Source organism: Haloarchaeobius iranensis (assembly GCF_900103505.1).
GTDB classification, from domain to species: Archaea; Halobacteriota; Halobacteria; order Halobacteriales; family Natrialbaceae; genus Haloarchaeobius; species Haloarchaeobius iranensis.
Genome location: NZ_FNIA01000003.1, coordinates 46,193 through 69,188, shown reverse-complemented (window position 1 = coordinate 69,188; position 22,996 = coordinate 46,193). Strand labels below are relative to the sequence as shown.

General features: G+C 68.2%; 27 protein-coding genes. 16 read left to right on the top strand and 11 right to left on the bottom strand.

What is annotated here, in order from left to right; all coding sequences use genetic code 11:
• The first annotated feature begins 16 nt into the window (after positions 1-16).
• A complete protein-coding gene (locus BLT27_RS03195) occupies positions 17-418 on the top strand; it encodes a DUF7961 family protein (protein WP_089731592.1) in 402 nt (133 codons plus the stop codon).
• 10 nt (positions 419-428) lie between these two features.
• Complete coding sequence (locus tag BLT27_RS03190) at positions 429-1,073, top strand: METTL5 family protein (RefSeq protein WP_089731591.1); 645 nt, start codon at positions 429-431, stop codon at positions 1,071-1,073.
• A 1-nt stretch (position 1,074) separates the two neighbouring features.
• Here the strand turns inward: BLT27_RS03190 and BLT27_RS03185 are convergent, their stop codons facing one another.
• Positions 1,075-2,724, bottom strand: a complete 1,650-nt coding sequence (locus BLT27_RS03185; protein ID WP_089731590.1) for a rhomboid family intramembrane serine protease — start codon at positions 2,722-2,724, stop codon at positions 1,075-1,077.
• Between the two features lie 264 nt (positions 2,725-2,988).
• Positions 2,989-3,822 (bottom strand): MBL fold metallo-hydrolase, encoded by an 834-nt coding sequence (locus BLT27_RS03180; protein WP_089731589.1) that lies wholly within the window; start codon positions 3,820-3,822, stop codon positions 2,989-2,991.
• A gap of 97 nt (positions 3,823-3,919) precedes the next feature.
• Here BLT27_RS03180 and BLT27_RS03175 point away from each other — a divergent pair, with 97 nt between their 5' ends.
• The 6 genes from BLT27_RS03175 (at position 3,920) to BLT27_RS03150 (ending at position 9,699) form a co-directional block, all read left to right on the top strand.
• Complete coding sequence (locus BLT27_RS03175; RefSeq protein WP_089731588.1) at positions 3,920-5,551, top strand: hypothetical protein; 1,632 nt, start codon at positions 3,920-3,922, stop codon at positions 5,549-5,551.
• 41 nt (positions 5,552-5,592) lie between these two features.
• The gene (locus tag BLT27_RS03170) at positions 5,593-6,492 is read left to right on the top strand and encodes a phosphoribosyltransferase HisG-related protein (protein WP_089731587.1); all 900 of its coding nucleotides are present in this window, start codon (positions 5,593-5,595) and stop codon (positions 6,490-6,492) included.
• Positions 6,493-7,284: 792 nt separating this feature from the next.
• On the top strand, positions 7,285-7,692 hold the full coding sequence (locus BLT27_RS03165) for a DUF5805 domain-containing protein (protein ID WP_089731586.1): 408 nt from the start codon (positions 7,285-7,287) through the stop codon (positions 7,690-7,692).
• Positions 7,689-8,717, top strand: a complete 1,029-nt coding sequence (locus BLT27_RS03160; protein ID WP_089731585.1) for a tyrosine-type recombinase/integrase — start codon at positions 7,689-7,691, stop codon at positions 8,715-8,717. The genes BLT27_RS03165 and BLT27_RS03160 overlap by 4 nt, the downstream gene beginning before the upstream one ends.
• Positions 8,718-8,932: 215 nt before the next feature.
• The gene (locus tag BLT27_RS03155) at positions 8,933-9,355 is read left to right on the top strand and encodes a CoA-binding protein (protein WP_089731584.1); all 423 of its coding nucleotides are present in this window, start codon (positions 8,933-8,935) and stop codon (positions 9,353-9,355) included.
• 50 nt (positions 9,356-9,405) lie between these two features.
• The gene (locus BLT27_RS03150) at positions 9,406-9,699 is read left to right on the top strand and encodes an SUI1 family translation initiation factor (protein ID WP_089731583.1); all 294 of its coding nucleotides are present in this window, start codon (positions 9,406-9,408) and stop codon (positions 9,697-9,699) included.
• 12 nt (positions 9,700-9,711) lie between these two features.
• Here BLT27_RS03150 and BLT27_RS03145 read toward each other — a convergent pair whose 3' ends face one another.
• Genes BLT27_RS03145 through btuC form a run of 3 tightly spaced genes read right to left on the bottom strand, consistent with a single transcriptional unit; the run spans position 9,712 to position 13,011 of the window.
• Positions 9,712-10,608, bottom strand: a complete 897-nt coding sequence (locus BLT27_RS03145) for a hypothetical protein (RefSeq protein WP_089731582.1) — start codon at positions 10,606-10,608, stop codon at positions 9,712-9,714.
• Between the two features lie 43 nt (positions 10,609-10,651).
• Entirely contained in the window at positions 10,652-11,887 is a 1,236-nt protein-coding gene (locus tag BLT27_RS03140) for an ATP-binding cassette domain-containing protein (protein WP_089731581.1), read from the bottom strand.
• The gene (gene btuC, locus BLT27_RS03135) at positions 11,884-13,011 is read right to left on the bottom strand and encodes a vitamin B12 ABC transporter permease BtuC (RefSeq protein WP_089731580.1); all 1,128 of its coding nucleotides are present in this window, start codon (positions 13,009-13,011) and stop codon (positions 11,884-11,886) included. The genes BLT27_RS03140 and btuC overlap by 4 nt, the downstream gene beginning before the upstream one ends.
• A 70-nt stretch (positions 13,012-13,081) precedes the next feature.
• On the opposite strand from btuC, the gene BLT27_RS03130 reads away from it, so the two are divergent.
• The 4 genes from BLT27_RS03130 to BLT27_RS03115 all read left to right on the top strand — a co-directional run bounded on the left by BLT27_RS03130 (position 13,082) and on the right by BLT27_RS03115 (position 15,873).
• Positions 13,082-14,242: a PGF-CTERM-anchored ABC transporter substrate-binding protein gene (locus BLT27_RS03130; protein WP_089731579.1), complete on the top strand. Its 1,161-nt coding sequence runs from the start codon at positions 13,082-13,084 to the stop codon at positions 14,240-14,242.
• Positions 14,243-14,287: 45 nt separating this feature from the next.
• Positions 14,288-14,569: a signal recognition particle subunit SRP19 gene (srp19, locus tag BLT27_RS03125; protein WP_089731578.1), complete on the top strand. Its 282-nt coding sequence runs from the start codon at positions 14,288-14,290 to the stop codon at positions 14,567-14,569.
• Entirely contained in the window at positions 14,566-14,787 is a 222-nt protein-coding gene (locus BLT27_RS03120; RefSeq protein ID WP_089731577.1) for an H/ACA ribonucleoprotein complex subunit GAR1, read from the top strand. The genes srp19 and BLT27_RS03120 overlap by 4 nt, the downstream gene beginning before the upstream one ends.
• Before the next feature lie 69 nt (positions 14,788-14,856).
• Positions 14,857-15,873, top strand: coding sequence for a presenilin family intramembrane aspartyl protease PSH (locus tag BLT27_RS03115; RefSeq protein WP_089731576.1), 1,017 nt, complete (start codon positions 14,857-14,859; stop codon positions 15,871-15,873).
• Positions 15,874-16,032: 159 nt separating this feature from the next.
• Here the strand turns inward: BLT27_RS03115 and BLT27_RS03110 are convergent, their stop codons facing one another.
• Positions 16,033-16,425, bottom strand: coding sequence for a winged helix-turn-helix domain-containing protein (locus BLT27_RS03110; RefSeq protein WP_089731575.1), 393 nt, complete (start codon positions 16,423-16,425; stop codon positions 16,033-16,035).
• Between the two features lie 135 nt (positions 16,426-16,560).
• Between BLT27_RS03110 and BLT27_RS03105 the strand changes: the two genes are divergently transcribed.
• Positions 16,561-17,325 carry a DUF7509 family protein gene (locus BLT27_RS03105; RefSeq protein WP_089731574.1) on the top strand — a complete coding sequence of 255 codons (765 nt, stop codon included), beginning with the start codon at positions 16,561-16,563 and terminating at the stop codon, positions 17,323-17,325.
• A gap of 21 nt (positions 17,326-17,346) precedes the next feature.
• Here the strand turns inward: BLT27_RS03105 and BLT27_RS03100 are convergent, their stop codons facing one another.
• Together BLT27_RS03100 and BLT27_RS03095 are read right to left on the bottom strand one after the other, a co-directional pair.
• The gene (locus BLT27_RS03100) at positions 17,347-18,345 is read right to left on the bottom strand and encodes an ornithine cyclodeaminase family protein (RefSeq protein ID WP_089731573.1); all 999 of its coding nucleotides are present in this window, start codon (positions 18,343-18,345) and stop codon (positions 17,347-17,349) included.
• A 54-nt stretch (positions 18,346-18,399) separates the two neighbouring features.
• Positions 18,400-18,642, bottom strand: coding sequence for a DUF8015 family protein (locus tag BLT27_RS03095; protein WP_089731572.1), 243 nt, complete (start codon positions 18,640-18,642; stop codon positions 18,400-18,402).
• A 274-nt stretch (positions 18,643-18,916) separates the two neighbouring features.
• Here BLT27_RS03095 and BLT27_RS03090 point away from each other — a divergent pair, with 274 nt between their 5' ends.
• On the top strand, positions 18,917-20,143 hold the full coding sequence (locus tag BLT27_RS03090; RefSeq protein WP_245707603.1) for an MFS transporter: 1,227 nt from the start codon (positions 18,917-18,919) through the stop codon (positions 20,141-20,143).
• A 23-nt stretch (positions 20,144-20,166) separates the two neighbouring features.
• On the opposite strand, the gene BLT27_RS03085 is transcribed toward BLT27_RS03090, so the two are convergent.
• Positions 20,167-20,595: a DUF3054 domain-containing protein gene (locus tag BLT27_RS03085; RefSeq protein ID WP_089731571.1), complete on the bottom strand. Its 429-nt coding sequence runs from the start codon at positions 20,593-20,595 to the stop codon at positions 20,167-20,169.
• Positions 20,596-20,676: 81 nt separating this feature from the next.
• Between BLT27_RS03085 and BLT27_RS19615 the strand changes: the two genes are divergently transcribed.
• Both BLT27_RS19615 and corA read left to right on the top strand, forming a co-directional pair.
• A complete protein-coding gene (locus tag BLT27_RS19615) occupies positions 20,677-20,838 on the top strand; it encodes a hypothetical protein (RefSeq protein ID WP_175526360.1) in 162 nt (53 codons plus the stop codon).
• A complete protein-coding gene (gene corA, locus BLT27_RS03080) occupies positions 20,835-21,815 on the top strand; it encodes a magnesium/cobalt transporter CorA (protein ID WP_089731570.1) in 981 nt (326 codons plus the stop codon). Before BLT27_RS19615 ends, corA begins: the two co-directional genes overlap by 4 nt.
• Before the next feature lie 29 nt (positions 21,816-21,844).
• Here corA and BLT27_RS03075 read toward each other — a convergent pair whose 3' ends face one another.
• Positions 21,845-22,330 (bottom strand): MaoC family dehydratase, encoded by a 486-nt coding sequence (locus BLT27_RS03075; protein ID WP_089731569.1) that lies wholly within the window; start codon positions 22,328-22,330, stop codon positions 21,845-21,847.
• Between the two features lie 72 nt (positions 22,331-22,402).
• Positions 22,403-22,936, bottom strand: coding sequence for a DUF3592 domain-containing protein (locus tag BLT27_RS03070; RefSeq protein WP_175526359.1), 534 nt, complete (start codon positions 22,934-22,936; stop codon positions 22,403-22,405).
• Positions 22,937-22,996: the final 60 nt, after the last annotated feature.

Genomic DNA, 22,996 nt, shown 5'->3' with positions numbered 1-22,996 from the left:
AGTGTATGTGCCGAGCATGAGCGTGACTCCGTCCGCGAACGTCGAGCGAACCATCGAACAGTGTCGACCCGAGGACCTCCAGCCAGTGTCGCTGGACGCACAGGCGCTCGACTCCACCGCACCGGAGTACCTGCGCGACCTGAAGCACGAGCTCACGCGGTCCGGCTACGTCCCGTCCGTGCTGACGGTGCGGGCCTGCTTCGAGGCGGACTGCTCGCTGGAGACCCAGCGCGAGGTCGACCGGGTGCGCGGCTACGTCCGTGCAGCAGCGTTCCTCGGCGCGGCCCGCGTCACCGTCGAGTGCGGCGACGTGGCCGACACCAGCAAGGTCGAGCCGGCGCTCTCGGCGTGCGCGGAGCGTGCCCGCCGCGAGGGCGTCGCCTTCGAACTCGACGGGCCTATCAGCCTCGACGACTGATTCTTCGCCGATGAGTACACGGCGCGCGCTGGCGCAACAACTCGGCGTGGTCGCCGGCTTCGACTCGCCACGCACGGACCTCGAACAGTACCCGACACCGCCTGAGGTAGCCGCCTCCATCGTCCACGTCGCCGACACGCAGGGGGACATCGTCGACGCGACGGTCCTCGACCTCGGCACCGGGACGGGGATGCTCGCCCTCGGGACGGCGCTCAGAGGGGCCGAGCGGGTCGTCGGCGTCGACCTCGACCGGGACGCACTCTCGACCGCCCGACAGAACGAACGTCGCGTCGGCGCCCGGACGACCGTCGAGTGGTGCTGTGGGGACGCGACGGACCCACCGCTCTGTCCGTCCGGGCCGACGACCGTGCTGATGAATCCACCGTTCGGCGCACAGGACGGCAACGAGCACGCCGACCGGGCGTTCCTCGACGCCGCGGCGTCGCTCGCGGACGTCTCCTACTCCGTCCACAACGAGGGCAGTCGGACGTTCGTCGAGTCGTTCGCCGCCGACAACGCCGGCGAGGTGACCCACGCGTTCGCCGCGGAGCTCGACCTCGAACGACAGTTCCCCTTCCACGAGTCCGAGACCCACACCGTCGACGCGGAAGTGTTCAGAATCGAGTGGCAGGACGACGCCCGAGCCACGGACTGAGCTACCGGTAGGTCTCCTGCGCGAACACGCGGACTCGCGTGTCGCCGACGACCGCGTAGATGCGGTCCCCACCGCCGTCGCGTTCCTCGCGGACGAACTCGATGCCGCCGATGCTCACCGAGTCGTTCGCGCGCGGCACCGGGTCGCGCCCGACGACCGAGCCGTTCTGACTCACCACGATCTGGTACGGGCTGTCCCCGGCCGAGGTGATGGAGACGTTCTTGCCGTCCAGCCGCGGCTCGGCCGTGACGGGGTCGCTCTCGTGGACGAGCGTCCAGTCGCCGTCCGGCGGCCGGAGGAACACCCGGTACGCCGTCCCGCCGCCGACCGCCGACCAGCCGTCGCGGTTGACCCCGACATCCGCGTTCCAGCCGACGCCGCCGACCCTGACCCGCGTGTAGCCCGTGTACGCCAACCTGCCCGCCGAGACGGACTCGTACCAGATGCTCCGGTCCTGGTTGACGACGATGACGCCCGAGGAGCTCACGTTCGTCTGCTGGGAGAGCGGCCCGACGTCGACGACCGGGATGAGCTCGTTGCGGACGTCCTCGGCGTAGGTCACGTGGTAGCCCTCCACCTCGACGGCCCCCTCTCCCGGCACCGACGAGTCGGACACCGTGGTCAGGTTGCTGTACACCGCTGGCCCGGTCATCACCGCCGCGACGACCACGAGCACCGTCACCGCGCCGGTCCGGAGCGTGAACGCGTCGAAGTCCCGCTCGGTCACGTCGAGCGCGAGAGCGACAATCACCGCGAGCCCGACGACCAGGGCAAGCCCGACGCCCCGGTAGAGGACGTACTCGTCGTTCCCCAGGTACCAGTACACCGCCCAGAGGTTCTTCGCGACCGCGAAGAGGAGCACGCCGAGCCAGAGCCGCAGCGCGCTCGGTCGGTCCGTCCGCCGGTAGAACACGGCAACGCCGAGCAGGAACCCCACGAACAGGCCGAAGGCGTGACCCTGGATGGCGATGCCGGCCCACCACGGCGGCGACGGCGGGCTCGGCGACGCCCCCTGCACGAGGACCGGGTCGCGGAGCACGTCGTACAGCAGGGAGAAGAACCGCTGGCCGCCCAGCACCGCCACGACCGTCGTCAGGGGGTAGCGGACCAGTGCGAAGCCCGCGAACGCGAACACGACGCCCGAGAACCCGATGACCGCGCCGATGGAGAACAGGGCCGTCAGCACGCCGACGGCGACGACCGCGGCGGGATAGACGACGAGCGCCCGAACCCAGGGGTTCCTCTGCCACGACCCGAACGACTCGGAGCCGCGCTCCTGCGGGAAGTGCCCCCAGGCGTACTCCGCGAGCGGGCTCAGCACGAGCGTGCCGGTGAGGTTGCCCGTCAGGTGGCCGGGACTCGCGTGGGAGAACCCCGCCGTGAGCAGCCCCGTCGGGTAGAGATAGGACCACGCCCGGAACGGCAAGACAACCGGGTCCCGCCAGTGCGCCCAGCCGCCCTGCACGAACAGGTAGACCGCGAGCACGAACCCGACGACGACGAACGTCCCCCACGGCACGCCCATCACCCAGCGCGACCGGAGCCGTGTCCCCCACTCACCATCCGGCCGGTCGATCCGGGCGACGACGCCCACCGAGACGGCGAGGGCGACCAGCACGAAGACGACGATCACTGACGACAGCAGACCCATACCGGGCGGGAAGGACGGCTGGTACTAATGCGTTCGTGCTGCGCTTGGGGTCGTATTCGGAGCGAGCGCGGACAGTCCGAACAGCCGAGAAGCCACGACAGTGACGAGAACAACCGCTGACAGAAACAGCTGGGAATCCCCGCTTTCAGTCCCAACGTCGGACCTGCGGGCCGACGAGCCACCGGTCGCTCGTACGCTCGCTCACGGGGGCGTCCCGTCCACGACCGCGCCTCGGACCTCCCCAGCCGACTACAGCCCCGGAGGTCAGAGGTTCACGCGGTCGCCGATCTCGACGACTTCGAGGCGCTCCGGGGACTCGAAGCTCTTGGCGTGATGGTGCAGGACCTTCGGGTCGCCAGTGAGGCCCCTCCACATGTCCCAGTGGCTCGGGAGGAGCCGGTCGAACTGGAGGTCGCTTGCGGCCTCGACGACCTGGTTCTCGTCGTTGTACCAGCGCGTGCGCTTGGGTTCGCGGGTCTCCTTGTCGGGGATGTTCCCGACGGTGCCGAAGGCGAGGATGCCGAGGTCGATGTCGTACCGCTCGCCGATGTCCTCGAACTCGTCGCTGGGCTTGGTGTCGCCGCCGTGGAAGACCGTCCTGCTGTCGTGTTCGAACACGTAGCTGACCGGGTGGGTCGCGTCGGGGTCGCGGGCGGGCTCGACGTGGACCGAGAAGCCGCCGACCTCGACGGTGTTCCCCTCGCGGACCTCGTGGAACTGGTGGTCGTCGATGGCGTGGTCGTCTGCCCAGGACTCCTCCTCGCGGGCGACCACGAGGCTGTCGTCGGGCGCGTAGAACGTGGCCCCGGTCCGTTCGAGGATGGGTGCCTGACTGGGGCCGTGGACGTGGTCGGTGTGCTCGTGGGTCGCGAAGACGGCGTCGGCCTCGGTGACGTCCGCGGGGTCGAACGGCACCGGAATCATACGGACCGTCCGCGGGGGGTCCCCGAGCCCGACGTACGGGTCGACGAACAGCGTCGTCCCGTCGCTGGCTTTCAGCACGAAGCCGTTACAGCCGAGATACCAGACCGCGATGCCCTCGGGCGACGCGTCCTCGACGGCGCGGGGCAGCCAGTCACCCCAGTCGCTCACTGTCATACCCCTTCGTGCGCAAGCCGTCGCCCTAAGGGTTGTCACTTCGGTGGATTACGGTCGGCCCGTTTCCTTTATGTTCGTGGTGCAGGTACGTGGCTGTATGAGTAGCGAGGTCGACGAGGATACCACAATCGAGGTCGACGCGGATGGGATCTCGGTCGCAAAGTCGTTCGAGGCCGACGAGTTCCCGGTCCCCGCTATCCGGTTCGGCATCACCTCCGGCCGGGAGGAGACCGTCACGATCCGGATTCACGAGGAGATACCCACGGACTTCCCGATGGACGGGGTCGGGTTCCACCCAGACTACGAGAGCGAGAACTGGACCGCCTTCCAGGACCACCACGTCGAGTACGAGCGCACGCTCGACCCCGGCGAGGAGGTGACGACCGTCTACGGCATCCGTATCGACGACGAGTCGGAGGCAGCCAAGTTCCTCACCAACCCCCGGCTCACGGAGATCGACGCCGAGGGCGACGACTCGGACGCCGAGGCGGACGCGGAGGCCGAGGTCGAGGGCGACACCACCATCGACGACATCGTCTCCAGCGACTCGAACCAGGTCGTCAAGGACATGCTCTCCGGCGAGGACGAGATGCCCGGCCTCGAGGAGGACGAGGCTGCGACCGCCGCCGACGCGGACGCCGCCGAGGCGTCGGGCGACGGCGGCTCCGTAGACCTCGACCTCGGCGAGCCGGCGGAGCCCGACGCGGACGACGAGGACACGCCGGACATCGAACTCGACCTCGAGGCCGCCGAGGAGGAGGTCGAGGTGAGCGACACCGAGGACGAGCCCGAGATCGACCTCGACATCGACGAACCAGAGACGGAAGCCGACGACGCCGAACCGGATGCGGAGGCAGCGGAGGCCGATGCAGCGGCCGAGACCGACACCCCGGAGGCCGATGCAGCTGCCGAGGAGGATGTGGAAGCCGACACCGCGGAAGCCGATGCCGACGGAGACGTCGAAGTCGACGTGGAGGACCAGCCCGAGGTCGAAGCCGATGCCGACGGAGCGGCCGAGGCGAAGGTCGACGCGACCGACACAGCGGCGGACACCGAAGCCGACGACACCGACGAAGCGGCCGAGGACGAGGCTGACCCGAAGTCCGCGCCCGCCGTCGAGGGGAGCGTCGCGACCGCACTCGTCGAGGAACTCCGGAACGGGACGCTCACCGAGACCGAGCGCCATGACCTCCGGCAGGCACTCGACGTCGAGAGCACTGGGACCGACATCGCGAAGGTCGAACACCTCCAGTCCCGCGTCGAGGAGGTCGCCGCCTACTCCGACGCCCTGTCCGAGTTCCTCGACGAGGAGGGCACCGCCCAGCAGCTCCTAGAGGAGTACGAGCGAGAGGTCAGCTCCCTTCGGGACGAGGTCTCGACCCTCTCGGCGGACCTCGAAACCCACGACGGGGAGATCACCTCGCTCTACGACGAGGTGGACGACGTGCGTTCGTCCGTCGAGGACGTCGAGGCGGACGTGACCGACCTCGAGACCGAAATCGAGGCGGTGTCCGATGACGTCTCCGAGCTCCGGACCGACCTCGACGAGTCGACCGAGTCCCTGTCGGGAGACATCGCCGACGCCACCGACAGCATCGACGACGTGCAGGCCGACGTGACCGAACTCGAGGACGACCTCGGCGAGGTCGCGTCCCGGGTCGACGAGGTTGAGGAGGAGGTCACCGAGATCCAGGACTGGCGTGACCAGCTCGGCGAGATGTTCAGCTGAGAACGAACACGTTTTCTTCCCCGAAGCCGTTCGTCCGCGAAATGGCCGAGACGACAGCCGTCGCAGTCCCGCGGAAGGGGCGTCCGCTGGAGGCAGTTCTCGAGCGGGTCGCAGCACGCGCCGACGCGACCGAACTCGCCGACTCGATCATCTCCACGCTCCGGTACGAGAAGGCGATCACGAAGGGGCGCGCGGAGGACCCCCGCAACGTGTACGAACGGCTCGCTGACTACAGCGACCTCGGCCATCCGCATCGACCGGAGTTCACCCTGCTGCGTGACGACCGCGATGGGCTCCCCCGTCGCGTCGTCTTCGACAGCGTCACGGTCGAGACCGAGACCGGGCCAATCCAGCTCGTCGGTCGGGAGGAGCCGTTCCGCTCGCTCCGGACCCACTCGTTCGCGTTCGGCTTCGACAGTGCGGACCTCGTCCTCGAGGAGGTCGTCGCACTCAGGCCGGAGCCCCTCGACAGCATCGCGGACGTGAACGCCCGCATCGACCCGCACGACACCGACGTCCGGGTCGTCACGGGACTGGGTGATACAGTACACCACACGCTGATGGCGACGCCCGAGCTTCTCGACAGCTACCGCGCCGACGGGGCGACACGGAAGTTCGTCGCCGAGTACGAGGGCGAGCTCTGCATCTCACCGCGCTACGAACGCCTGGTCGAGGCCGTCCTCGGCACCGACGTCATGCAGGATGTCGAGTTCTGCTATCCCGGCGACGGTCAGGAGGAGGAAGCGGGTATCGCGGAGACGGGCGTCGGCGTCTACCTCACGATGACCGGCGGTACGGCCCGTGACCACGGGCTCGAACTCGGCACGCAGCTGTTCCCCAGCGAGACGGTACTGATGGAGAACGTGGAAGAATCGACGGACGGCGATGCCGCGGTTACGGCGCTGTTCGGTGACGTGGAGACAGAGCTCGCGGTCCAGTGAGTTCGCTCCGCACCACGCGTTCTATATAGCAAAATTCGGTTTATCAGTTTTTACTCGACCAGTCTCAGGATCCGTCTCTGCACCCGAGATCCCCAACGAGAACCCGCAGTCTCGACCGTCTCGATACGCTCGCACCGCGAGATTATCGGCCCGGACTCCTGGACGTGGCTATCGGTCGACCCCGTCGTCACAATTGCGGTATCGGCCTGCCTGGAGGTGCCCCGGTTCCATCCGTTCGAATGTACATCGAGGAACACACCAGATGGGTCGCCCCAGACTACCGTCCCAGAGTGAACCGTGGGCACCCTCCCCCAGCAGTCGTTCCAGCCGAATGCAACACGTGGTTGAGAAACCCACGACGATGGTGGCGGCGATAACCGTCCCTCGAACCAGACCAAGTTGAGACAACAGGGCTGGAAATAATTATCTGTATCTCTGGCCCCAGTAGACACGATTTATGGGTCCAGATTATTTGATAATAATACATAGCACGAGGTATGGAGCACCTAGTAATACGGATAAGGTCTTTTATCCATGCTTCTGGGGATAGATTGATTACCGGGGCGCGAGTCGCCTCGAACGGATGAGTGGACCAGCCGATCCGACGGTCGGCCATCAGTTGAACGGCGGTGAGCGACCAGACGAAACGTGTCCTCGGAGGCAGAACGGAATATGGGTAGAACCCCGATTCGGCGAACCCGGTTCTGGCTGCATAACCCCCGGGGTTCGACCCCCTAGACCGGGGTTGCAGACACGCCTCATTTCCTGTAACTTGACAGAGGTGTTTGGGTCGTGAGCGAGGATGAGGAGGCGACGCGGACCGCGGTCCGGACGTACGTTCCGTCGTACCAGAAGCAACGGTGGGCCGAGGAGGCCGACGAGCTGGAGATGAGTCAGAGCGAGTTCGTTCGGACCATGGTCCAGGCGGGGCGACGCTCGTTCGAGCTCGACGAGTCACCCGATACCGACCCCGAAGGGCGAGCGAACGAGTCGATAGCTTCCGACGACGGCGAGCTGGCGGACCGGGTACTCGGCATCCTGCACGAGCGCGACGACCCCCAGACGTGGGACGACCTCGTCGCCGCGGTGACGAACGACGTCGAGGACCGACTCGACGGCGCACTCGGAACGCTTCAGGAGGCCGGGAAACTAAGATACAGCGGCCGTGACGGGGGCTACGTCCCCACGGACGACGCATGACCGACGCCGTCTCGTACTACCTCGAAGACCAGGAGTACCACGGCAAGTCCGAGCGGACGAGAGAGGCCTACGAGCGGGTTCTCAGGCGGTTCGAGGCGTTTCTGGATGACGAGGGGCGTGGCCCGAGCGGACAGGCGCTCACGCCCGAGGAAGCCGGGCGCAGGGAGTGCATGGCGTGGGTGCACTCCCTCAGAGGAAAGCACGCCCCGAGTACCGTCGCCTCCTACGCCTCCTACGTCCACCGGTTCTACGCCTACATGACCCAGGTCGGGGAGTTCGACGCCAACCCGATGGCGCTCGTGGTCGAGGAGATGGACGAATCCATCGATAAAGACCCGACGCGACGGGAGATCTCGGTGCCGGAGATGCGGACGTTCGTGGCGTCGATCTCGCACCCGCTGGAGCGGGCAGTCGTCGTGACGCTCCTGAAGACCGGCGTGCGTGTCGGTGAACTCTGCAACCTCGACCTACGCGACCTCGCCCTCTCGGACCCGGAATTGGCGAGCGAGTTCGACCTCGGCGGCCGGGTGCAGCTCGATGGGCGACCGGAGTCGCTGTACGTGGCGGCCGAACCGGCGAGAGGCCACACCTACAACGGCGAGGAGCGTTCGGCCTCGAACAAGCGCAAACGGGCGACGGTCATCCCCGTCGACGACGAGCTGGCGGGCGTGTTGAAGTCGTGGCTCGCCATCAGGCCGGACGCCAGATCGTCCGCAGAGCCTCTCTTCATCTCGACGAGCGGGGACTGGGGTGTTCGGCTGAGCACGCAGGCGGTCAGGAACGTCGTCGAGCGACACGCCAGGGACCACGGGTGGTACCTGGACGGCGGTGGGGCAGCCGAGAACGTCACGCCCCACTACTTCCGGCACTTCTTCACCACGCACCTCCGGGACCGGACCGGGGACCGAGGTATCGTCAAGTACCTCCGTGGCGACGTGGCGAGCGACATCATCGACACGTACACCCACAACTGGGGCGGCCAGGTGCGTTCGGTGTACGAATCGAACGTCTACCGGCTGCTCTGAGACGTTTGAACGCCTCGGTGTATGAATTTTGACGTTTCTGGAAGCGATTGGCGCGAGTCGGATAAATTACATATCGCTATATCAAATTGGGTGTATCCGGGGGATGGCACCGAAATAGTGGAGACGGCACCGTTGCACCTGGATTCCACGGGGTTGGGCCTGTCAGTCGGTTCGCCCGCCGGTACACTGATTTCTCGCCGAGCGCTATCGCTGGTATGCCCCTCGAGTCAGCGGACGAGCTCCGCCGAGTACTCGGCTATGACCGGGTTGCCGTCGTCGGAGCATCCACGTCGTTCGAGAAGGCAGCTCACATCGTCCCCGCGTACCTGCAGCGCCACGGCTACGAACTGTGGCCGGTCAATCCGACAGCCGACGAGATATTCGGCCGGCCAGCGTTCGACTCGCTCTCCGCAGTGCCGGGGCCTGTCGACACGGTCGAGATATTCCGGCCGAGCGAAGAGGTTCCGGGGATCGTCGACGAGGCTCGGGACCGGGAGGACGTGAGAGCGATCTGGATGCAGCCGGGTATCAGACACCCCGGCGCGGCGCGAGAGGCAGAGGCGGCCGGCGTCGACGTCGTGCAGGACCGGTGCATGAAGGTCGAACACGGGCAACTCGTCCGCAACCCGATGGACTGAGACGGCGCCGCCACCGTTCTTACGTCGTGCCCACCAACAGTGTCGTCTGTATGAGTGACAACGACCCCTTCGAGGGTCTCGACGTCCCCGACGACCCGACGGCCGACCTCGACCGCGCGACCCAGACACTGTCTGTTCGGACCGAGGAACGTCGGTACGGCAAGAAGATGGTTGTCGTCGAGGGGTTCGAGGGCGACAGGGACCTCAGCGACCTCGCGAGCGACCTCAAGTCAGCACTCGGCACCGGCGGCACCGTCAAGGAGAACCACATCGAAGTCCAGGGCGACCACGGTGACCGCGTCGTGGAACTGCTCCGGGACCGCGGCTACGCGATCGACGCGTAACCGAACGGCTCGTCAGCCCCGGGTGACGGTCGCGTTGTCGATGCCCCAGGTCGACGGGACGGTCACGTTCGTCGAGCCCACGTGTCGGTAGACGAGCCGTCGAGAGACGTGGAGCCGCGTGCCGTCCTCGCGGACGACCGTGTACCGGATGCTGTACTCGTGGACGAACCCGTCGCTGGCGACGATGGCTTCGAGCGTCGCGTTCTCGACCTGGACGCCCTCACCGTTGGAGAAGGCATCGTTGGCGAGGGTATCAGGCTGAGTGACCTCCGTGGCACGGACGTAGAACAGCTGGTCCCTGATTCCGGCCGGGGTCCGGTCGAGTTCACGCACGTCGGCCACGTTCATCGACGCGAACCCGTTGTAGAGGAACTCCGGTCGGAGCGCACGCAGCGTCACGCCTTCGCTTGGCTCCACCGGCGCGCCGTCGACCGTCCGGACGACGGAGAAGTTCGCAGCCGCCGGCGAGAGGCCAGCCGTCCCCTGGGCTGCGTACAGCACACTCCCGTTCCCGTAGGCGAGTCTGGTCACGTTCAGGCTTCGGCCGCGCTGGGTCACGTTCGAGACGTAGATGCTCCGGTTGCGGGCGAACTGGGCGTCGACCACGACGTTGTTCCACGTCGTCCCGTTCTCGTACCGGACGTCGAGCTCGTAGTCCAGCGTGTAGCTCGTCCCATCGAGTCGGGTCGCCTGGGAGTCCAGGAACACCGACGGGTCGCCCAGGACGTTCTCCGTCGGGTCCGGTGAGAACGGTGCGTCCACCGGCACCAAGTCGTCCTCCGCGGGGTCGGGGGCCGAGGTCTCGGGCACCGAGAACGGGTCCCGCGTCTGGACACCAGCGGTGCCGCCGCAGCCGGCGAGCACCATCGACAGCACCAGTGCGAGTGCGAGCCACGGCCTCCTGTCCATCGTCTGGGATTGGGACGGTTCCCGCTTGAACGTTGGGACGCCCTCAGTCGTCCGCTTCCACGAGCGGTCTCGCGCGTCCGACCGCGTCGACGACACCGCGTACGTCGGTCGCCTCGCCGCGCAGGCGGAGGCTTTCGGCTCGTGATTCGGCACGTTCCGGAGCCGGCTGTCTATCGCCTGTCTCCTCCACCACGACAAGCGGCGACCGGCCAGCGAGCAGCTCGTAGAGCCGGTCGTCGCCGGCGACGAGGCCGGGGTTCGCGACGGCGACCACGGCGGCACCGTCGATGGCCTCGCGGGCGGCCGTGAGGGTCGGGTCGTCGAGCGGTTCGTGGGGGTACCGTTCGATGGTCTCGACGCCGAGCAGGGACGCCGTCTCCGCCAGCGCGTCGCCCGGGGCGACGGGACCGACCGTGACGGTGGTGTCCGCGCCGACCAGTCGTTCCAGGGTCCGGGCGGCGACGGAGCCGGAGCCGACGAGGTGGACCGACCGCTCGACGGCGTCGGGCTGCCGTGCGAGTGTGGTCACGCCGAGGCTCTCGGTGACGGGGTCACGTCGGAGCACCGTCCTGGCGTCGAACGAGTCGGCGAGTCGGTCACGCGTCAGCACCGACTCTGGTAAACCAGTAGCCACGATATCTCCGTCGGCGAGCAGCGCGAGCTCGTCGCAGTAGCGGGCCGCGAGCGAGAGGTCGTGGATGGCCGCGACGACGGTCTTGCCGTCAGCGACGAGGTCGGCGACGAGTTCGAGCGTCTCTACCTGGTGGTTGATGTCGAGGCTGGCCGTCGGCTCGTCGAGCAGCAGTATCGGGGTCTCCTGTGCGAGCGCACGGGCGATGGTGACCGTCTGTCGCTCGCCACCGCTCAGTTCGTCGATTCGGCGGGCTGCGAGGTGTTCGGCGTCGACGCGCGCGAACGCCTCGTCGACGGCGCGGCTGTCCTCGCGCGACGAGGGCTCGAAGCGACCTCGATGCGGTGTGCGGCCCATCGCGACCACGTCCCGGGCGGTGAAGCCGAACGAGACGGCGGTGTCCTGCGGAACGACGGCGACCCGACGACTGGCCGCCTTCGAACCGAGCTCGTCGAGCAGGTCACCGTCGAGGGCGATGGTCCCGGCGTCGGGCGGGAGCGCCCCGCTGACTGCCCGCAGGAACGTCGTCTTCCCGGCACCGTTCGGGCCGACGAGCCCCAGGAAGGTCCCCCGCTCGACGGAGAGCGACACGTCGTCGAGGACCGTCGCGTCGCCGAACGAGACGGAGACGCCGTCGACGTCGATCACAGCGCGTGCACCTCCCGGCGACTGAGCAGGAACAGGAAGAAGGGCGCGCCGACGGCGGCGGTGACGATGCCCACGGGGAGCACCTCGGCGGTCGACCGCGCGAGCGTGTCGGCGACGACGAGGAACGTCGCGCCCGCGAGCGCGCTCGTCGGCAGGAGCACGCGGTGGTCCGGGCCGACGACGAGCCGCATCGCGTGTGGGACGACGAGTCCGACGAAGCCGATGACGCCCGCGACGGCGACGCCGGCGGCCGTGATGCCGCTCGACACCGCGAGCAGGATGCGCTTCGTGCGCTCGACCTCGATGCCGAGGTGGTGAGCGTCCTCCTCACCCAGCATCAGGACGTTCAGGTCCCGGGTGAAAGGCAGGAGCAGGAGGAAGCACGCCGAGACGGCGACGAACGCGACGCCGACCGGCTCCCAGGCGGCGTTCATCCCGAGGTCGCCGAGCAGCCAGTAGTACGCCCGCTGGAGCGTCCCCTCGGGGCTGGTGACCATGAGGAACGAGACGACCGCGCCGAGGAACGTCTGGACGGCGACACCGGCGAGGAGCAGGGTCGCGACAGGCGTCCGGCCGCCCTCGGTCGCGATGGTGTAGACGAGGAACGCGGCGGCGACGGCGCCGACGAACGCCGCGCCCTCGATGCCGAACGGGACGGCGGCCCCGACGAACGGGATGACACCGCCGAGCGTGATGAACGTGACCGCACCGACGGCCGCACCCGAGCTGACGCCGACGATGGAGGGGTCGGCCATCGGATTCCGGAAGAACCCCTGCATGACCGTGCCGGCTGCTGCGAGCGCGAAGCCGACGATGGCGGCGAGTGCGATGCGAGGCAGGCGGAGTGAGACGACGATAACTCGTGTCGTCTCCGCGACGTGGAACCCGAACGGGTGCGTGGTCTGGAGGCCGACCCCGAACGGGAGCAGGGTCACGCCGAAGACGCGGACAGCGCCATCGGTGAGGCGTGCGCCCGTCGGCAGCCACAGCTCGTTGAGGATGGCCGCGAGCACGGCGGTCGGCGCGATGTCGACCGGGCCGACCGCCGTGCAGACGGCTATCGTCGCCAGCAGCAGGGCTCCGAGTCCCACTGACCACACGACCGCTCGGACGTCTGTACGCATCGCTGGTGCTGGTTCACAAATCTACTTGCTTTAGGTAAGTACTTATTGCATACGTCGTGAGTATCGGGTGATGGCAGGTACACGCACGACGCTGGTGGTGGCACTGTTGCTCGTCGGCTCGCTCGCGGCCGTCGTGGCTCCCGTCGGAGGGGCCGCGGCGCCGTCAGCGGCCACGAACACGGCGTCGACGGCACAGGAGGACTGCTCGTTCCCGTTCTCCGCGACGGACGCGACGGGAACCGAAGTGACGGTCGAGGGCGCACCCGACTCGGTGGTGACGCTCGGGCCGGCCTCGGCGCAGACGATGGTCGAACTCGGCGCTGACGCGAACATCGTCGGCGCGACGCAGTACGCGAACTACCTCGACGGCTCCGACTCGTGGGCGAACGTCTCCGGCTCCGGCCGGGCGTTCGTCAGTGTCGAGCGCGTGGTCGCGGAGCAGCCCGACCTCGTCCTCGCGGAGAACGTCGTCCCCGACGACACGGTCGAACGGCTGCGGAACGCCGGCGTCACGGTGTACAAGTTCCGGAGCGCGAACAGCATGGAGTTCGTCTACGACAAGGTGAACCTGACCGGCTCCCTCGTCGGTGCCTGTGAGGGTGCGAGCGAGACTGTCGAGTGGATGCAGACCGAGGTCGAGGTCGTCCAGCGCGCGGCCGAGGGTCAGGCGTCCCCGAAGGCGCTGTACGTCTTCTACGGCTCGACCCCCGGCCCGAACACGTACATCAGCGACCTCATCACGACGGCCGGTGCGGAGAACGTGGTCGCGAACGCCGACCTGGAGTACACCCAGGCCGGCTACGCCCGGATCAACCCGGAGGTCGTCGCCAACCTGACCGTCGAGTGGCTGCTGCTCAACAGCGGACAGCCCGAGCCGCGGGTCCCCGACTCGCCGGCGTACCAGAACACCGTCGCGGTGCAGGAGAACCAGACGGTCGTTCTGAACAGCAACTACGTCAGCCAGCCCGCACCCCGGAGCGTCTACGTGATGCGGAACCTCTCGCAGGCCTGGTTCCCCGAGGCGTACGCCGAGGCGAACGCGACGGTGCGTGGCGATGCGTCGGCTGGAACGACCGCGACCGCGACGGCAACGGCGACCGCCACGGACGGCGGACAGACGGAGACGAGCACGCCGACCACCGGCAGTGAGGACGGCGGCTCGCCCGGCTTCGGCGTCGTGGCGGCGCTCGTCGCCGCCCTCTCGCTCGCGGGCATCGCCCACCGGACGTAACGCGACTCCGAAAGGCCGATACGACCCCCGCTCGTCGGTCGGCACATGGTCGAGAACGTTATCTATCCCGCGTACTTCGACGCGGAACTCACTCGCTCGGCAGGACGGCGTGTCCCCGACGACCTCGCCGTCGACGAGCCCGAGGTGGAGGAGATCGCGAAGGCTGTCCAGCAGGTCGGCTACGACGCGGTCATCGAGCGCGAGAAGAGCTACTCCCGCGAGGGACACCGCGAGCGCGGTCGCGTCCTCGTGAAGAATCCCGACGACGACTCGAAGAACGACATCGTCCAGGCCGTGGCGGCGTACGTCAACGCCCTCCGCGAATGAAGCGCGTCGGCGAGGTCGTCCGGGTCGCACAGGGGCTCGCGGTCGCGCGGAGCGACAGCGAGGAGCACCCCGACATCGGCACCGAGGCGGTCGACGAATCGCTGAACGCGGTCGGCCGCGTCGTCGACGTGTTCGGGCCCGTGTCCCGGCCCTACGTCGCGGTGACGACCGACGACGACCCGGCGCTGCTGCTCGGGCAGACGCTGTACGCCCGGTAGCGGCGAGCGGCCGTGCCGGCGGTGTCCGCGAACGGAAAGCCGATAAACCGCCGGCCGGAACGGTGGGCCATGAACGACCGGACGCGCGTCCTCGGGGCCGTCGGCCTCGTCGTCGCCATCTTCCTCCTCGTCCAGCTCGGGGCGCTCTCGCTGGTCCAGCCCTTCGAGGCCCAGGACCGGCAGGTCGTCGAGAACCCGAACGACCCGACGAACAGCATCGCCTACGTCGGTGCCATCCTCGTCGCGACCGCGCTGATGCTGCTGGCGTTCCGGTACGACCTCCAGTGGCTCATCCGCGGGTTCATCATCCTCACGAGCGGGATGCTCTCGTGGTACGTCTTCGCGGCGTTCCTCTCGCCACTCGTCGCGGCCGTGCCCGCCGCACTCATCGCGGTCGGCCTGCTCGTCTACCCCGAGTGGTGGGTCATCGACGCCTCCGGCGTGGTGATGGGCGCGGCCGCAGCCGGGCTGTTCGGCATCTCGTTCGGCCTGTTCCCGGCCATCGTGCTGCTGACAGTGCTCGCCGTCTACGACGCCATCTCGGTGTACGGCACCGAGCACATGCTCACGCTCGCGGAGGGGGTCATGGACATGAAGGTGCCCGTCGTGCTCGTCGCGCCGACGACGCTCTCGTTCTCCTTCCGCGAGCTGGGGAGCGAACCCGACGAGCCGGGGGACGGAGCGGACACCCCTGCCAGCGACGACGGCCCGTCCGACGACGGTGACGCGCTCGCGACCGACGGCGAGGATGGCGTCACCGACCAGTCGCCGATGGACCGCGACGCGTTCTTCATCGGCCTCGGCGACGCGGTCATGCCGAGCATCATCGTCGTCTCGGCGGTCCACTTCCACACCGCCGTCCCCGGCGGGACGGTGGACGCACTCGTCTCGAACCCGATCCTGCTCAACCTGCCCGGGCTGACCGCGATGGTCGGCACTATCGCGGGCCTGCTCGTGCTGATGTCGATGGTGCTGAAGGGCCGCGCCCACGCCGGCCTCCCGCTGCTCAACGGCGGCGCGATCGGCGGCTACCTCGTCGGCGCGCTCGCCAGCGGGGTGCCCCTGATGGCGGCGCTCGGCCTCTGAACCGGTCGGGACTGCGGCCGGCCGTGGCTTCGGCGTGGCGTGCGCCCGACGACTCGCCGACGACGCGAGCTACGTGACCGGACGGAACCGCCGCGTGGACGGGGGGCTCACGGACGCTGTCTGAGCGGCGGAGACGGCCGCCGAGGAAGCAGCGGTCGGCTACTCGTCGGGGTCGTGGCCGGTGACGTTGCGGTAGTCGGCCTCGATCTCCTGCCGGCCGAGGTGGGTGATCTCGTAGAACGTCCGCCGGCCGTCCGCGCCCTCCGGGGCACCGGTGCGGGCGACGAGGCCGGCGTCGACCAGTTGGCCGAGGTGGTGGGTCAGGTCGAACGTCGGGTCGTCGACCGCCGATGCGAGCTCGCTCCGGGGGACCTCGTCCCGCTCGTACAGCAGGAACACGACGGCGTAGCGCCGGGCGTCACCCAGCGCGGCCTTGCGGGCGGCGTGGTCCGCGAGCGTGCCCACGCTGTCGTCGAACAGCCGGTCGTCGACGTAGCTCTCGAGGTCGCGCTCGTCCGGCGTCGTCGCCGTGTCTCCGGTTTCGGCGGCCATGGTACGGTCGATACTACGACCTGCCCGGACAAGTATCTACCGATTAGAGAGATTTTTTTCTTTCTTTTACCCTGACTGCTTTGCGGACGTTCCCCCGCGTCTTATTTCCCCGTCCCGAGAACGTCGAACCAACAGATGTTCGACGGGCAGACGACATTCCGGTACGACGGCCGGCCCATCGCCGATATCCTGGCCGAACTGGCCCCCGAGCCACCGCGGTTCAGCCGCCAGAACGATTTCACCGTGTACGTGATGGGGCCGTACACCGCCTTCAGCGCGGCCTACGCCTACGACGACGGCGACAGGCTCTCGACCCCGTTCCAGGCGGACCCGCTGTTCGACGCGGAGCGACACGTCACCGACAGCGGTCGCGGCGACATGGAGCAGGCGCTCCGTGACTTCTGTGCCGAACTCCGCGACCGCCACAGCTGCCGGGCGTTCATCGCGAGCGACATCGGCATCCCGACGCACCGGCAGGCGCGGGAGCTGAACGAGCGTCGCGACGACGAGCCGGACGTACCGGGGATGGCTCCCCTCGACCAGTCCATCGCCTTCGCCGCCCACAGCGACGCGGTGCTGTTCCTGTTCACCCAGGGCGGGTTGACGACCGGCGTCGGCACCGAGACCGGCGGCATCCTCGGCGAGTTCCACCTCCGACGCGGGAACCCGGCGACGACACACAAGCCCGGCCATCGGGTCGCCATCTACCAGGACGCCGAGTTCGGCAGCGCGACCGTCGACGAACTCCCCTACGGCTTCGACGTTCGCTACGACGAGTTCCGCCGGAAAGCGGACCTCCACGACAAGGTCCGCAACTGGTTCGACGCGCTCACGCGCGAGGCACGGGACACGGACCTCCCGGTGTTCGTCCCCGGCGAGACGTACGCGCCAGCGGAGTAGCCCACCCGGTCGGCGCTGGTCTCAGCCCTGTAGCGCCTCGCTCGCGGGCGCGAACTCGATCTCCGTCCCGAGGTCCCGCTCCATCGCCTTCTCGTACAGCAGGTACGCGCCGGCGGTCGTCTCGATGCCGGTGCCGCCGGAGTCGAACACCGTGATCTCGTCGTCGCTCGTCCGCCCGTCGGCCGCACCGGCGACGACCTCGCCGAGCTCCGCGTGGATGTCCTCCTCGTCGACGACCCCGGCCGCCATCGCGGAGATGAACGAGCCGGCGTCCTGGCTGACGCGGTCGCGCAGGTCAGGGACGTACGTCGCCCGCTCGATGGTCGTGTGGTCGAGTTCGCGCTTCTCCGGGTGGTACTGCCCCATCGCGGTGACGTGGGTGCCGGGTTCGAGGAGGTCGCCGTCGAACACCGGGTCGGCCGCGGTGGTCGCGGTGATGACCACGTCGGCGTTCTCGACGGCTGCCGCCGACGAGGCCACGGCACCGACCGCGGCGTCGTCGTACCGACGGTTCATCTCGGCGGCGAAGGACTCGCGGTTCTCCTTCGTGGGGGAGTAGACGTTCACCGTCTCGAAGTCGCGGACGGTCATCGTCGTCTTGAGCTGGCCGCGGGCCTGCGCGCCGGTGCCGATGACGGCGAGGTTCGTCGCGTCGTCGCGCGCGAGCTCGTCGACGGCAACCGCGCCCGCGGCACCGGTCTTGAACGGGTTCATGTGTGCGCCGTCGACGAGCGCCAGGGGCTCGCCGCTCTCGGCGTCGAACAGCGGTGTCACGAACCATGCGTCGACCTCGCCGAAGCCAGCGGCGTACATGTATCCGCCCATCGCGCCCGTGTCGGGCAGGATGGCGGCGTAGCTGAACAGCATGCCCGGAGGGTCGTCGTTGCGGAGCGTCGAGCGCGGCTCGGCGGCCGCGCCCTCGCCACGCTGGCGGTAGCCCGCACGCACGGCATCGACGTACTCGGCGGGCGAGGCGAGGTCAGCGACATCGCTACTCGTCAAGAATCGGGCGGTCGTCATGTGCGGAGAATCGAAGGCCAGCGATAAAAAGAGCAGTGCTGGGTACGGTGGGCCTCAGTCCGCCTGGGGCGGCGCGGCCGTGCTGGTCGTCGAGGCCTGTGCGTGCTCTGACTCCTCGGCGACGACGTCGACGGGGGCGTTGACGAACATCGCGTGGCCGATGAGGAGCACCGCCAGCACCGCGGCGACCGGGATGGCCGTGCTCATGGCCAGGTCCCCGAGCGTGGTCAGCGCGGCGGTTCCTCCGATGAACGAGACGGGAATCAGCCCCAGAACGATGTCGTAGTACCCAGTCATAATGTACTGCTAACTATGCAGAACACACATAAATAACTTTGGTATATATCTCCCGGGTAGTTCACTGGTTGGGGACCAGTAGTTGCTGAGGCACATTCTCATAAGTTATAGGAATATTATTCGCCGGTAATCGTACTCCAGTACTGCGATTCGCGTCTCGTTCACCTCTCGTTTTCGCTATCACATAAAAGAGTACCCGAAGCGTTGGTACCACATGACACTGCCAGCTGCCGGAACCGGAGCGTTGAACGGGTGACCAACCCAGGGTGTAGGTGTGAATCGGAACGACCGCGCGATCGTCGCGCTCGTCACCCTCGGGCACGCCATGGTCCACACCTACGAGCTGTCCATCCCCATCTTCGTGAGCGTCTGGCTCGCCAGCCCGGCGTTCTCGGTGGATGCGGCGACACTAGGCGTGGTCACGACCGTGGGCTACGGGCTGTTCGGGCTCGGGGCACTCCCCGGCGGGGTGCTCGCCGACACCGTCGGCTCGAAGCGGCTCATCGTCGGCTGTCTCCTCGGCATGGCGGGGTCGTTCGCGCTGCTCTCGGTCGCCTCGTCCGTGTTGGTCGTCGCCGTCGCACTCTGTCTGTGGGGTGTCGCGGCGAGCGTCTACCACCCCTCCGGCCTCTCGCTCATCAGTCGCGGTGTCGAGGCCCGCGGCTCGGCGTTCGCCTACCACGGGATGGCCGGCAACGTCGGTATCGCGCTCGGCCCGCTCGCCGCGACGCTGCTCCTGCTCGTGCTCGACTGGCGCGGCGTCGCGCTCGTGCTCACGCTCCCCGCCCTGCTCGGAGCCGCGCTGGCGCTCCAGTTCGACGTGGACGAACGCGCCGCCGTCGCAGATGGCGGCGAGGAGAAGGGGGGCTCGAAGGCCGACGCGGTCAGCTCGTGGCCGGAGTTCGTCGCCGGGTCGCGGCGGCTGTTCGCCAGCGGCTTCCTCGTCATCTTCGGTATCGTCGTCTGCTCCGGCCTCTACTACCGGGGCGTCCTCACCTTCCTCCCCGACATCCTCGGTGGCTTCCCGTCCCTCCAGCCGGTCGACGTCGGCGGCGAGACGCTCGAGCCGGGGCGCTACGTCTACAGCGGGCTGCTGATGGTCGGCGTCGTCGGCCAGTACGTCGGTGGGCGGCTGACCGACCGCATGGCGCCGAGCCGCGCGCTCCCGTTCGCGTTCGCGCTGCTCGGCCTGCTCGCGCTGGTGTTCGTCCCCGTCTCCGGACTCGGGCTGCTGCCGGTGCTCGCGCTCTGTGGCGTCCTCGGCGTCGCCGTGTTCGTCGTCCAGCCCCTGTACCAGGCGGCCGTCGCGGAGCACACGCCGGCCGGCACCCGGGGACTCTCGTACGGCTACACCTACCTCGGCGTGTTCGGCGTCGGCGCGCTCGGCGGTACCCTCGCGGGCGGTATCCTGACGTACGCGGACGTGGACACGCTGTTCCTGGTGCTCGCGGGAATCGGGATGCTCGGTGCGGCCGCGAGCCTCGTCCTGGGTCGCCGGTGAGCTCTGCGAGGAACTGCGCGGTGCTAGCGCGTCGAGGCGAGCAGCGTCACCGACGCGAGCCGCGTCAGTACGAGTGCGACCGTCCCAAACCCGGCCATCACCGCGAGGAACGTCCACGGGATACCGCCGGCGAAGTACGGTGAGCCACGGAGGATCGCGCCGATGCCGACCGCGCCGAGCCAGCCGCCGACGGCGATGCGGGCCGACCACAGTCGGTCCGCGAGCGCGCGCTCGCCGTACGCGCCGACGAGCGTGCCGACGACCGCCCAGCCGAGCAGGAACGGGACCGCCGTTTCGACGACCGCGAGTGGCTGTTCCACCGGGTTGACCTGGTGCCGGAGCTCGCCCGCGACGATGAGCGCGACGAGGACGACGCCGTCGGCGGTCGCGACTCGCAGCCGGTCGCCGGTCGTCGTCCCATCGGCGGGGGAGAGCCGTTCGAGCGCGTGCATCACCGGCGCTTGGAGGAGGAGCCCCTTCGCTCTCCCGGTTTCCGCGCCAACCCTTTTCCCGACGCCCGCAGAGGCAGTACCATGAAGCGAACGTTCGTGGTCGGGGCCGCGACGACGCTCGCCGGCCTGGCCGGCTACGCCATCGGCGTCGCGTCCCCCTACCCGGGCCGGGAGCTCTCGCTCGTCGGTATCATGGTCGGCATCACCGTCGCGGCCGTCGGGCTCGGGGGTGACGCGCCGTGACCGTCCAGGCCCACGTGTTCCAGCCGGAGGGCATCGACGAGCACGACGACCTCGCGGCGGCGAAGGCCGCACCCGGGACGACCTGGACCCGCGTCTCGGACGGCACGACCGACGAGCTGGAGGCCGTCGCGGAGACGTTCGGCATCCACACCCTCGAACTGGACGACGTCCGGAACGACGTCCGGAACGACGTCCGCCCGAAGGTTGAGCAGTTCGACGACCACCTGTTCGTCCTGCTGAAGACCGCGACGCTCCGCGAGGGCGAGACCACCTTCGCGGAGGAGATCAGGACCCGGTCGGTCGGCATCTTCGTCGGGCCCGACTGGCTCGTCACGCTATCGACACAGACCATCCCGGCCGTCGGGCTGGTCTGGGACGCGGTCACCCGGGCGGAGAAGCGGCTGCTCGCCCGCGGTGCAGACTTCACCGCGTACCGCATCGTCGACGCCGTCGTCGACGGCTACTTCGACGTGCTCGACGAGATCGAGAGCGACATCGAGGCGGTCGAGGAGGAAGTCGTCGGCGCGACCGGGCTCGACCTGCTGGCGGACATCAACGAGCTCCGGCGGGACCTGCTCTCGGTGCGGCGGGTATTGTGGCCGACCCGTGACGCGGTCGGCGTGCTCGCCCGCGGCGACCTGGACTTCGTCGACGAGACGACCGAGAAGTACTACCGCGACGTGTACGACCACGTCGTCCAGCTGGTGGAGCTGAACGAGACGTACCGCGACCTCGTCACCGGCGCACGCGACATCTACCTCAACTCGCTGTCGATGTCGACCAACGAGGTGATGAAGACGCTGACGGTCGTCGCGACCATCGTCCTGCCGCTGACGTTCGTCGTCGGGGTCTACGGCATGAACTTCGAGACGATGCCGGAGCTGTCGTGGCCGTACGCCTACCACGCCGTCATGCTCGGCATGGCCGGCATCGCGGGCGTGATGGCACTCTACTTCCGACGGGAGGGCTGGCTGTAGCGCTCCGGGCCGAACCGCCCGGCCAGTCGTCAGTCGTCGCGGTCGCGCTTCAGCGAGAGGACCGTCCGGTCGAACTCACAGACCAGTACCTCGTCGTCCCCGCGGTCGTCATCGTCGTCGAGGTCCACGACGAACGCCTCCACGTGCATCGTGACGACGCCGCGCTCGCCGTCGCTCGTCTCGCGCTTGTCCGTCACCGTGGACTGGACCCTGAGCGTGTCGCCGTGGAACACCGGGTTCGGGTGCTCGACCTCGTCGTAGGAGAGGTTCGCGACGATAGTCCCGTCGGTCGTCTCGGGGATGGAGACGCCAACCGCGAGCGCCAGCGTGTAGATGCCGTTGACGAGGCGCTGGCCGAACTGGGTGTCGCTGGCGAAGGACTCGTCCAGGTGGAGCGGCTGCTGGTTCATCGTCATGTCGCAGAACCGCTGGTTGTCGCTCTCGGAGACGGTACGGCGCCGCTCGTGCTCGATGGTCTCCCCGACCTCGAACTCCTCGTAGTAGAGCCCGGTCATATCGGGAGCGACTCGCGGCCAATCCTTAGTCGATGCGCTTTCCGGCCCCTGAATCCGGTGATGGGTCGCCCGTCAGTCGTCGTCCAGCTGCCCGCGCAAGCCCTGGATCGCGGTGTACAGCCCGACCAGCGCGAACACCCCACCGAAGGCGACGCCACCCAGCACCGTGAGGAGGTCGAACTCCGGCGGGACGAGGAACGCCCGCGAGGGGTCCGACGGGTCGTAGTAGACGGTCGCCTCCGAGCCACTCGGGAACCGGTCGAGCACGTTCCGCGCGGCTGACTCCGAGTCGAAGTCCCGGCCACGGAGTTCGCCCGCCTCCTTGTCGAGGTCCGTAGCCGCGTAGATACGCCAGCCCTGATACGTTCGCCCGTCGACAGTGTACTCGTACTCGAGGCGCGGGTAGTACTCGACCTCTGTCTCGCCGTCCTCCGTCTCCGTGGCGGACTCCATCCCGGTCGAGGTGATGCTCGCCGTGTCCGTCTCCATGCTCTCTGCGACCTGTCTGTCCTGGTACTCGGTGTAGGTGATGCCACCCGCGACCGCGAGGCCGACGAGGAGGAACACCATCCCGAACGCCGTCCCGCTCCACTGAACCCCTGCCATACAGAACCACATTATTTATCTATGATATAAAACTCTACTGACCATCCGGGCCGCGTCGCA

Bases quoted from the DNA above. Each gene is read 5' to 3' on its own strand.
- BLT27_RS03195 (WP_089731592.1), top strand. From the start codon at position 17: ATGAGCGTGACTCCGTCCGCGAACGTCGAGCGAACCATCGAACAGTGT.
- BLT27_RS03190 (WP_089731591.1), top strand. From the start codon at position 429: ATGAGTACACGGCGCGCGCTGGCGCAACAACTCGGCGTGGTCGCCGGC.
- BLT27_RS03185 (WP_089731590.1), bottom strand. From the start codon at position 2,724: ATGGGTCTGCTGTCGTCAGTGATCGTCGTCTTCGTGCTGGTCGCCCTC.
- BLT27_RS03180 (WP_089731589.1), bottom strand. From the start codon at position 3,822: ATGACAGTGAGCGACTGGGGTGACTGGCTGCCCCGCGCCGTCGAGGAC.
- BLT27_RS03175 (WP_089731588.1), top strand. From the start codon at position 3,920: ATGAGTAGCGAGGTCGACGAGGATACCACAATCGAGGTCGACGCGGAT.
- BLT27_RS03170 (WP_089731587.1), top strand. From the start codon at position 5,593: ATGGCCGAGACGACAGCCGTCGCAGTCCCGCGGAAGGGGCGTCCGCTG.
- BLT27_RS03160 (WP_089731585.1), top strand. From the start codon at position 7,689: ATGACCGACGCCGTCTCGTACTACCTCGAAGACCAGGAGTACCACGGC.
- BLT27_RS03155 (WP_089731584.1), top strand. From the start codon at position 8,933: ATGCCCCTCGAGTCAGCGGACGAGCTCCGCCGAGTACTCGGCTATGAC.
- BLT27_RS03150 (WP_089731583.1), top strand. From the start codon at position 9,406: ATGAGTGACAACGACCCCTTCGAGGGTCTCGACGTCCCCGACGACCCG.
- BLT27_RS03145 (WP_089731582.1), bottom strand. From the start codon at position 10,608: ATGGACAGGAGGCCGTGGCTCGCACTCGCACTGGTGCTGTCGATGGTG.
- btuC (WP_089731580.1), bottom strand. From the start codon at position 13,011: ATGCGTACAGACGTCCGAGCGGTCGTGTGGTCAGTGGGACTCGGAGCC.
- BLT27_RS03130 (WP_089731579.1), top strand. From the start codon at position 13,082: ATGGCAGGTACACGCACGACGCTGGTGGTGGCACTGTTGCTCGTCGGC.
- srp19 (WP_089731578.1), top strand. From the start codon at position 14,288: ATGGTCGAGAACGTTATCTATCCCGCGTACTTCGACGCGGAACTCACT.
- BLT27_RS03120 (WP_089731577.1), top strand. From the start codon at position 14,566: ATGAAGCGCGTCGGCGAGGTCGTCCGGGTCGCACAGGGGCTCGCGGTC.
- BLT27_RS03115 (WP_089731576.1), top strand. From the start codon at position 14,857: ATGAACGACCGGACGCGCGTCCTCGGGGCCGTCGGCCTCGTCGTCGCC.
- BLT27_RS03110 (WP_089731575.1), bottom strand. From the start codon at position 16,425: ATGGCCGCCGAAACCGGAGACACGGCGACGACGCCGGACGAGCGCGAC.
- BLT27_RS03105 (WP_089731574.1), top strand. From the start codon at position 16,561: ATGTTCGACGGGCAGACGACATTCCGGTACGACGGCCGGCCCATCGCC.
- BLT27_RS03100 (WP_089731573.1), bottom strand. From the start codon at position 18,345: ATGACGACCGCCCGATTCTTGACGAGTAGCGATGTCGCTGACCTCGCC.
- BLT27_RS03095 (WP_089731572.1), bottom strand. From the start codon at position 18,642: ATGACTGGGTACTACGACATCGTTCTGGGGCTGATTCCCGTCTCGTTC.
- BLT27_RS03085 (WP_089731571.1), bottom strand. From the start codon at position 20,595: ATGCACGCGCTCGAACGGCTCTCCCCCGCCGATGGGACGACGACCGGC.
- BLT27_RS19615 (WP_175526360.1), top strand. From the start codon at position 20,677: ATGAAGCGAACGTTCGTGGTCGGGGCCGCGACGACGCTCGCCGGCCTG.
- BLT27_RS03075 (WP_089731569.1), bottom strand. From the start codon at position 22,330: ATGACCGGGCTCTACTACGAGGAGTTCGAGGTCGGGGAGACCATCGAG.
- BLT27_RS03070 (WP_175526359.1), bottom strand. From the start codon at position 22,936: ATGGCAGGGGTTCAGTGGAGCGGGACGGCGTTCGGGATGGTGTTCCTC.